General features: G+C 69.9%; 6 protein-coding genes and 3 pseudogenes. 2 read left to right on the forward strand and 7 right to left on the reverse strand.

The window, feature by feature from the left end:
* On the reverse strand, nt 1–2,533 hold a 2,533-nt coding region (fdh, locus tag B7L92_RS24375; RefSeq protein WP_255311118.1), incomplete at its 3' end, for a formate dehydrogenase.
* Nucleotides 2,534–2,731: 198 nt separating this feature from the next.
* Between fdh and ypfJ the strand changes: the two are divergent.
* Both ypfJ and B7L92_RS42635 read left to right on the forward strand, forming a co-directional pair.
* Nucleotides 2,732–3,606 (forward strand): annotated as a pseudogene (ypfJ, locus tag B7L92_RS24385) (KPN_02809 family neutral zinc metallopeptidase).
* A gap of 421 nt (nt 3,607–4,027) precedes the next feature.
* A pseudogene (locus tag B7L92_RS42635) lies at nt 4,028–4,318 on the forward strand (hypothetical protein); the annotation flags it as partial.
* A gap of 345 nt (nt 4,319–4,663) precedes the next feature.
* On the opposite strand, the gene B7L92_RS24395 reads toward B7L92_RS42635, so the two are convergent.
* The 6 genes and pseudogenes from B7L92_RS24395 to B7L92_RS24420 form a co-directional block, all read right to left on the reverse strand.
* Nucleotides 4,664–5,068 carry a hypothetical protein gene (locus B7L92_RS24395; protein WP_081239575.1) on the reverse strand — a complete coding sequence of 135 codons (405 nt, stop codon included), beginning with the start codon at nt 5,066–5,068 and terminating at the stop codon, nt 4,664–4,666.
* A 40-nt stretch (nt 5,069–5,108) separates the two neighbouring features.
* Nucleotides 5,109–5,438 (reverse strand): hypothetical protein, encoded by a 330-nt coding sequence (locus tag B7L92_RS24400; protein WP_081239576.1) that lies wholly within the window; start codon nt 5,436–5,438, stop codon nt 5,109–5,111.
* Between the two features lie 386 nt (nt 5,439–5,824).
* Nucleotides 5,825–6,331 (reverse strand): annotated as a pseudogene (locus B7L92_RS24405) (transposase); the annotation flags it as partial.
* A 425-nt stretch (nt 6,332–6,756) separates the two neighbouring features.
* On the reverse strand, nt 6,757–6,957 hold the full coding sequence (locus B7L92_RS24410) for a hypothetical protein (RefSeq protein WP_081239577.1): 201 nt from the start codon (nt 6,955–6,957) through the stop codon (nt 6,757–6,759).
* Nucleotides 6,958–7,211: 254 nt separating this feature from the next.
* Nucleotides 7,212–7,886: a hypothetical protein gene (locus tag B7L92_RS24415; protein ID WP_081239578.1), complete on the reverse strand. Its 675-nt coding sequence runs from the start codon at nt 7,884–7,886 to the stop codon at nt 7,212–7,214.
* The gene (locus B7L92_RS24420; RefSeq protein ID WP_004993119.1) at nt 7,883–8,485 is read right to left on the reverse strand and encodes a sigma-70 family RNA polymerase sigma factor; all 603 of its coding nucleotides are present in this window, start codon (nt 8,483–8,485) and stop codon (nt 7,883–7,885) included. Before B7L92_RS24420 ends, B7L92_RS24415 begins: the two co-directional genes overlap by 4 nt.
* Nucleotides 8,486–9,168 lie beyond the last annotated feature (683 nt).

Raw genomic sequence — 9,168 nt, forward strand, 5'->3', positions numbered from 1 at the left:
CCGCCCGCCTACCGGCCCCCTCAGGGGGCCGGTAGGCGGGCGGCTTGGTCCGTTCGAAGTCCGGGATGTCGTGCCCGGTCCACTCGCCCCGTTCCTCGTCCCACCACACCAGGGCCTTGCGCTCGCTCCAGGGCCGCCCCTGCGGGTCGGCCGAGGCGCGGTTGTACAGCACGCGCCGGTTCAGCGGCCAGGTCCAGCCCCATTCCGTCTCGTACGGCCCCTGCTCGGACCGGGGCTTGCGACGCCGGGCCTGGTTGACCTCGTCGGCGTAGACCCCGCTGTAGATCCAGCAGCCGCAGGCGGTGCTGCCGTCCGCCTTGAGGTCGGTGTAGCCGCCGACCGTGCGGTTGCTGCGCAGGTCGATGCCGTTGATGTGGCGCAGCACGTCGGCCGCGCTCGGCTCGTCGCCCTCGGTCCGGTAGTCCCAGGCGAGGTCGAGGACGGGGCGGTCGCGCTCGTCGGCCGAACCGGCCAGCTTCTCCTTGAGGAGCCTGCCGAGGTGGTAGAAGAACCACAGCTCCGAGCGCTGGTCGCCGCTCGGCTCGACGGCCTGGTCCCGCCACTGCAGCATCCGCTGGGTCTGGGTGAAGGTGCCGGGCTTCTCCACGTGCGAGGCGGCGGGGAAGAAGAAGACCTCGGTGCGGCAGCGTTCGGGCGTGATCTCCCCGGTCTCGATCTCGGGGGAGTCCTTCCAGAACGTGGCGCTCTCGATCATGGTGAGGTCGCGGACGACCAGCCAGTCCAGGTTGGCCATGGCCAGCCGCTGCAGACGGCCGTGGGACGAACCCACCGCCGGGTTCTGGCCGAGCAGGAAGTAGCCGAAGACCTTCCCGTCGATCATGTCCATGGTGGTGCGATAGGTGCCGTGGTCACCGTTGATCCGCGGCAGGTAGTCGAAGCAGTAGTCGTTCTCCGCCGTCGCCGCCTCGCCCCAGTACTCCTTCAGCAGCGAGACCGTGTAGGCGTCAGCGTCGCTCCAGAACCCCTTCTGGCCGGGGCTGCGGATGTCGTCCAGGTAGCCGGACAGGTTCTCGTGGGTGGTGTCCGGCATCGGCAGGTAGCCGGGCAGCAGGTTGAACAGGGTCGGGATGTCCGTGGACCCCTGGATGCTGGCGTGTCCGCGCAGCGCGAAGACCCCGCCGCCGGGACGGCCGATGTTGCCCAGCAGCAGCTGGATGATCGACCCGGCCCGGATGTACTGGGAGCCGACGGAGTGCTGGGTCCAGCCCACGCTGTACACCAGCGCCGCGGTGCGCTCCCGGCCCGAGTTCTCGGTCCAGGCCCGGCACACCTCCAGGAACTGCTCCCGGGGCACGCCGCAGATCCGCTCCACCATCTCGGGCGTGTAGCGGGAGAAGTGCCGTTTGAGCACCTGGAACACACAGCGGGGATGCTCCAGCGTCGGGTCGCTCGCGATGGGGCCCGCGCCGCCCTCCACGGACGGTCCGCCGGAGCCGTGCTGGTACGGCGCGGACTCCTCCTTGTGCCGGGCGTCACCCGCGTGCCCGTCCGTCCGGACGCTCTCGTACGCCCAGCTGGAGGCGTCGTAGGAGGCGGTGGCCGGGTCGTACCCGCTGAACAGGCCGTCCAGGTCCTCGGTGTCCCGGTAGCGCTCGTTCAGCAGGAACGGTGCGTTGGTGTACGCCTGCACGTACTCCCGGAACTCCAGCCCGTGGGACAGGATGTAGTTGATCACGCCGCCGAGGAAGGCGATGTCGGTGCCCGCGCGCAGGGTGACGTGCCGGTCGGCCAGCGCGCTGGTGCGGGTGAAGCGCGGGTCGATGTGGATGACCTTGGCGCCGCGCGCCTTGGCCTCCATCACCCACTGGAACCCGACCGGATGGGCCTCGGCCATGTTCGAGCCCATGATGACGATGCAGTCGGCGTTGGCCAGGTCCTGCTGGTAGTCGGTCGCGCCGCCGCGTCCGAAGGAAGCTCCCAGACCGGGAACGGTGGCGGAGTGTCAAATACGCGCCTGGTTCTCGATCTGGATCGCGCCGAGAGCGGTGAACAGCTTCTTGATCAGGTAGTTTTCCTCGTTGTCGAGGGTGGCGCCGCCCAGACTGGCGAGGCCCATGGTGCGGCGGAGCGTACGGCCGGCCGAGTCGGTGTCCTGCCAGCCCCTGCGGCGCGCGTCCAGCACCCGGTCGGCCACCATGTCCATGGCCGTGGCGAGGTCCAGTTCCTGCCAGGCCGTGCCGTACGGCGGCCGGTACAGCACCTTCTGCTCACGCTGGGGCCCGGTGACGAGCTGCTTGCTGGCCGAGCCCTTGGGACACAGGCGGCCCCGCGAGATCGGGCTGTCCGGGTTGCCCTCGATCTGGACGACCCGCTCGTCCTTCACGTAGACGCGCTGCGAGCAGCCCACCGCGCAGTACGGGCAGACGGAGGTCACCACGCGGTCTGCGGAGTCCGTACGGGGCGCGAGCCCCGCCGAACGCCGGGACTCGGCCGCCTTGCCCCGCCCCAGCCGGTCCGCTCCCGCGATCTGCCGGTACACCGGCCAGGTGCCGATCCACCGCCTCACGCCCATGTGCCTGTTCCTCCTTCAGGTCCCCCTTCAGGACGTCCACCGATATCGACCGTAACGTGAGTGCGGGGTTCCGCAAGTCGACACGCGGGTCGGCGCGGCGGATGTTCGGAAGTCGCCACCGGGAGCGACCGGCCGGTGTGCCCCCGGGGCCGCTGGGCACCATGGAGCGATCACCGACGCCCAGGAGACCAAGGAACGATGGACTTCCGCGACGATGTGGATCTTGATGCCTCCCAGGTCGAGGACCGCGGCGGCGGCTTCCCGGGAGGGGGCTCGCCATCGGCGGCGTCGTCGTCGGCATCGTCGCCGTGATCGTCGCGCTGCTCCTGGGCGTCGACCCCGCCGGTCTCCTCGACGGCACCGGCTCGGACTCCGCCACGCCGCGGCAGGGGTCGGACCTGAGCGTCCGGTGCCGCAAGGGCAGTGATGCCGACCAGTCCGAGACGTGCCGGGTGGTGGGCGTGGTCAACAGCATCCAGTGTTAACGGCGCGACGTCCTCCCCGAGCACACCCGGCAGTCGTACGACCCGGCACGGACCGTGATGTTCTCCGGCGGGGTGAGCACGGGGGGCGGCCGGGCGAGTTCCGCCGTGGGCCCGTCCTCCTGCCCGGCCGACCACCGCGTCCACCTCGACCTCGGGTTCTTCCAGGAACTCGAGGAGAAGTTCGACGCCAAGGGCGGCCCCTTCGCGCAGGCGTACGTCGTCGCCCACGAGTACGGCCATCACGTGCAGAACCTGCTGGGCACCATGAACCGCGTCGGCCGGGGCCGCGCGGGGGCCGAGAGCGCGTCGGTCCGTCCGGAGCTGCAGGCCGACTGCTACGCCGGGGTCTGGGCCAAGAACGCCGTCGTCACCGGCTTCCACGACAGGCCGTTCACCGATGACGACATCCGCGAAGCCCTTGACGCCGCGTCGGCCGTCGGCGACGACCGCATCCAGGAACGCGTCCAGGGCCGCGTCGACCCGGAGGGCTGGACCCACGGCAGCTCCCGGAAACGGGTGCGCTGGTTCACCACCGGGTACACCACGTGCTCCCCGGCCCGGTACGGCACCCTCTCCGGCGGCATCTGAGGCGGCCCCCGGTCCACCGGCGGCCCGCCGCCCGGAGCCCACGGCGACCGGGGTGCGGGGGGCCGCCCGTTTTCCGAACGGGACGTTCGGAGGGTCGGCGCCACCCGCGGCAAGCGGCTCCGCGGAGCGGGCGCCGCGCGGGGCCGGCTGCCGGTGATCCTGGAGGAAGGTGTACCGATCGGCGGCTCCCCGCGTCGGCGGGGGCCGAGCGTGGCGGGCTTCGGAGGACGGTGCGGGGACCGGGTCACGGACCGCACCGGCCCGGCCCGGCCCCCGGCGACTTCGCGGCCGACCTGCACGGCAGCCGGGCCACCCGGCGCGTATCACTGCTGTGAGGACCCCGCCTTCGCACAAGGACCAGCATGGACAAGAACTCGGCAGAGCTTGCTCATGCCACCCTGACGGCCGCGTCCGGACAGGGCGCCGGCGCGTCCGCTGCCGACGCAGGCTCCGTTTGAAGGAGGCCCTGCTCGGCCGGTCCCGCAGCGGGCTGACCGGCAAGATTCACCTGACCGCCGGGCAGGCCGCGGACAGCCCCCGGTTCGCCCCCATTACTGAACGAGATCCGCGTCCGTCTGCCGCCCGGCCGGGCGCGGTCACCGCGGACGAGGCCGCCTCGTCCCGCGCCAACCGTGCCCACCCGCGCAAGCGCCACATCAAGGCGGTCATCCCGGAGAAGGAGGACCGGGCCACCCACCGCGAGAAGAGCGGGGAACTCCAGCACCAGCACGCCGCCGAACTCGCCGAGTTCCTCCGCAAGCCGTGCGGAAGCCGCGAGGAGTGCCGCGCCCTTCAGGAACAGGTCGACGTCGCGGCCACCGTCATCACGACGCTCCTCTCCGAGAACCGGAGCCTCCGCGGTGGGCAAGTCGGCAATGGAGCTCGGGTCGTTGTCCCGATGCCTCGGCATGACGTTCCACGCGCATGATCGGCTGTCCACCGGACGAGTCAGGGAAAAGACGCTTCACAGGATCGGGTGACCACCTACTCTCCACAGTGTGATCACCCTTGACAGCGATCAGCTGCGCCTGTTCCCCCCTGGGAGTCCTGCGTGATCTCAGCAGGTCGCGGAGGAGGAGATGCGGATGCCCGTCAGCGTTCCCGTGAAGCTGGTGGTGTACTCCGGAGGGAGGCACACGGTTGTGCCGGTGGAAAACCGGATGTAGGCGACATCGTCGTGACGGGTGTTGGTGACGACGATGGGTGAGCTGGATGTCCCGACAGGCCTGGACGGGAGGTTCTGGTAACCCGAGGTGACGTCCTGGAACTGACCGATCTTGACGCCGTTCTTGAACAGGCACACGTAGGGGTACGCACAGCTCGCCGTGGCCTGCGCCGGGGAGGCTGCGGCCGTGGGGACGGTGGGGGTGGCGACCGCCGTCCCCACCGAGGTGGCAATGAGCCCGGTGGCCACTACCGCAGCCCACCCAACTCGCTTGGCGGTCCGACGGAATGTCTTCATGTCTCCTCCTTGGTCGGTGCCCGGTCGATGATGGCGCGGCTCAGGCGCAGGTTGCGGAAGAGGAGATGCGAATGCCTGTCAGCACATAACCTGTGATGGTGAGGGTGCTGTTCGGAGCGACGCAGGCCTGGGATCCATTGGCGTAGCGGATGTAGGCGACATCGTCGTGACGGGTGTTGATGATCTTGACGTTGCTCGGCCGGGACGGCAGCGACTGCCAGGTTGAGGTGACATCCTGGAAGCGACCGATGATGGCCCCGTCAGACAACCGCTCGAAGCACACGTACGGGTAGGCGCAGGTAGCGGTGGTGGTGGCGGGCGCGGCGGAAGCGGCCCCGGCGCCCAGCGAGGCGGCGGCGCCCAGCGCCACGGTGGCACAGGCGGCACGCGCAAGCGTTCGCGCAGTTCTCATGTTTCCCCCTCTGACGCGTCGCGGATCACGATGCGACGCTCGACGGCAATCGCTGCGACCCTAGGGAGGGAATCCGAACGTCAGTAGCATTAATCAGGTCATCTGCGCCCCGAGAGTTTCAGTCGTAAACGGTGATCGCCATGCCGGGTTCCCTGTGACACCAGGGTTTCCTGATGCTCGGTGATTCGACGCCGACGAGCTGCTCAGAAGGACCTCCTCGCATGCGCCGAGCACCCGAGGGCCACCCGATCGGCACGACCGTTCGATCCCCAAGTCCCAAGGGCGGTACGGCAACAGCTACTGAGTAGTCCTGATCAAACTCCCTCATGCCTCATGAGACATCAGGGATGTCTGGAGAAAGACGGCCATCTCGTGCCAGTTGAGGCGCCGGGCCCGGCCGGATGGGCGGTGTGGCGGCCGGAGATGCCGACCACATAGGGCAGGTCTCGTTCCTCCGACCCGGGACGGAAGGCGGCGGCATCGCCGTATCCGGCGTCCGCGACCACCAGCGGGACATCAACACCCCATGACCGGGTCTCGTCGATCATGTCCAGGGCCAGCTGCCACTTCTCCACATGCCCGGCCTGGGCCGGGATGCCGCAACGGGTGCGGTAGGCGACCTTGACCGCATCGGCCTCGGGCGAGGCCGGGGCCCAGGAGGCGGGTAGGAACAGCCGCCAGTCGACCACGGCCGAGGCATCCCCGTCCTTGAGGAAGCCGGTGTCGTCGACGATCAGTGCCTCCGGACCGATCGCCTCGTGCATCCGCCAGGCCAGCCGGGCCCGCACGTGCGCCGGATCCCACGGGCTGGAGGTGACGAAGTGGGCCAGTGCCTGCCGGTTGCCGCCCTCTGGGGCAAGGTCATCGCCTTCGTCTCCCGCTTCCTCGGCGCGCTCCTGCTCGGCCTGGCCATCCTCGCCGTCCGCGACCGCGTCAAACGCTGACCCAGTCCGCCCACGGCCAAGGGTCAGCAGAACGCCGCAGCCACCGGACGCTGAAGCAACCAGTGCGGCCGAACCCGCCATGAGCCGCCGCACGGACCAGCACCTGCCCGTCCTGCCCGAGAACTCCGTGCCCCGGGCAGGACGCAGGAGCGTTCATGGGGCGGCGTCCTTGCGACTCACCCGAATGCCTTGTGGCGCGGGGCCCCGTCGGTCATACGCTTCGGCAGACCGCCGCTACCGGAAAATCTTGCCGTTCATGGGGTTCCCAGAAAGGGCGGGTTGCCCAGGACCGGCAGGCGGGTCCATCCCTGAGGCAGGCCCGCCTGCCGGTGTCAGTAGCGGGTCTGCCACCACAGGATGATCAGGGTTACGGCACCGCCGCCCAGCCTGTAAGCCGCGCCCTGCAGGAACTGGCCGGGAAGGTTCCGTCCCTGCCGGCTCATCCACGCGCGCAGGTGACCGATGGTCTGGGTGCGGCGCCCGCTGCGGCGGAACGGGTGCTTGGGCTGGGGTTTGGCGTTACTCTCCTCCATACGGAGTTCCTTTCGTTGACAGGCGGACGGGAACACCGCGCAGGGAGCCCTCCCAACTCAGAGGTGTAGGAAGCCCGTTGGGAAAGCAGGGCTCCTTCTGCGCGTTCTCGGGGGGCTGGCCACGGGCACGGGCCCGTCGGACTCCTCGCCGGGCGGGTGCGCCACCGAGCGACACTGAACGACATCGAGCGGCACTGAGCGGCACGCAGAACGTGAGGCAGCTCCCGGAAGCGGGCCTTCGTGTCGCTTCCGGGTCAGCGGCGGGTGAAGTCGTGGAGCCGGTCGGCCAGGCGCCGGTCGGGGCGCTGGACGATGATGCACGAGTCGGGCTTGACGGTGGCCAGGCGGTCGACTTCCATCTCCAGGCTTGCAGTGGGGGCGCTGGCGAGGCTGGTGCCGGTCTTGCGGACGTAGGTGGCGACGGTCTCCAGGGTGGCGAGGAAGGCGCTGTCGGGGGCGTCGGGGTCGAGGACGTCGTCGGTGACCTCGTGCAGCCAGTGCCGCGCCTCCCGGGTTTCGCCGAGGGCGAGGTGGTGCAGGTGCAGGCAGTAGGCGGCCGCGCGGTGTCCGGCGCCGGCGGCGAGCTGCCACCAGAACTGGGCGCTTTCCGGGTGGTCGGTCAGGTGGAGCAGGCAGGCGAAGACGAGGGCGCCGTCGACGTCGAGGTGCTCGTCGTCGGCGGGCGTCTGGGGTTCGGTGGCGAGGCGGTCGACGTGGTCGGCGGCGTCGGGCCTGTTGAGGATCCAGCGGCAGACCACCGACAGGCGTTGTCCGGCCTGGGTGGCGCGGACGGTGTCGGGGTGCGGTGCGGCAGTGGGGGCGGTGGCCGCGTCGGCGGCGAGGCGGCGCAGGGCGGCGCCGACGTCGAAGCCGTCGCGGGGTGCGGTGGGGATGCGAGCGTCGGCCAGGAGGTTGTCGATGGCGGTCACTGTCCTGCCTCCTTCTTGGGCTTGCCGGACTGCGCGGGCAGGTTCAGGCGGATGCGCAGGCGCTCTTTGCCCTTGCGGCCGTGGTAGTCGACGGTGCGCGGGTCCAGGCCCATGTAGCGGGCGATCCGCTTGGTGGGGTAGCCGAGCAGGTGACGCAGGACGATCACGGTGAACTGGCGGGTGGGCAGCTCCAGGATCGCCTCGTACAGGCCGCCGGCGCTGCTGTTGAGCTCCAGCTGGCTGCGGACCGCCTGGAGGTTGTGGGCTATGGGGCCGTTGATGGTGAACGCCGGGGGGCGGCCGTCCGCTTCGAGGCGGCGGGTGACGCCGCGGTGCAGCACGGCGAGGGTCTGCTGTTCGAGGTCGCCCTGCTGCAGCAGTTCGTCCCAGCCGGTGAGGATCTCCAGGAACACCTGGTGGACCACCTGTTCGGCGGTGCGCCGGTGGCCGAGGTGGATCTCGGCGAAGTCGTGGAAGAACTCCTGGTGTCCCAGGTAGAAGGCCTCGAAGTCGAGGGGCAGGTCGAGCGGGGTCTGGACGGGCTGGTTGTGGCCGCTGTCCTGGGGGGATACGTCAGTGCTGACGTCGCCGTTGCCCATGCGGTCCTCCAGGGGTGTGAGTGCCGGTTCTCGTCGTTGAGGCCGGCAGGGTCGTGCACGGGCACAACTGGCCCGTGTGAGAGCCCGGTTGTGTGGGGCTCTCATGGCTCAGCCTGTCGTTTTCCGGCCCCTGAAACTCATGCGGCCCCCGAGAATTGTTACTTTGCGATCTTCTCCATAAGCGGAACGTGTTCCCTAGGTTGGCTCATGTGTTCAGCGAGGGAGGTGTGAGCTGCGGTGATGCGGACGGGCCGGAAGATCTCGTCCAAAGAGGCGTCAGAAGTGTGGCACAGCCCACACCGTGCTCGGCACCGTGTGGACATCCCGTGCCGCGCAAGCCGTCACAGACGACCGCGTCCGCGCACAACCGGTCTGCCGTCATCCGATCGAGGGTGCGCGACAGCGCGAGCGGGCAAAACGGCACCGGTTCGGCGTTGCCGTTCGACTCCTTCGGCGCCTGCGCCGAACCCGGCGTGCTCCTCGCCGAGGCCGTCCGCCGGCGGGCACGACGGGCCGCTGCTGGAGAATGCCGCGCCGGGTGGTTCCAACGTCGCCCGCCAGTCCGCTCCCCATCCCCCGCGTTGTGGTACGGCCGCCGCCTGCCTCAACGGGTGGGGCAGGTGAGGGTGATGAGCCGAACGTGCCGTCACCGTGCGGCAGGGCGCCGCGCGGCGGGATGATGC

It is taken from the genome of Streptomyces viridosporus, from assembly GCF_002078235.1.
Taxonomy (GTDB): domain Bacteria; phylum Actinomycetota; class Actinomycetes; order Streptomycetales; family Streptomycetaceae; genus Streptomyces; species Streptomyces viridosporus.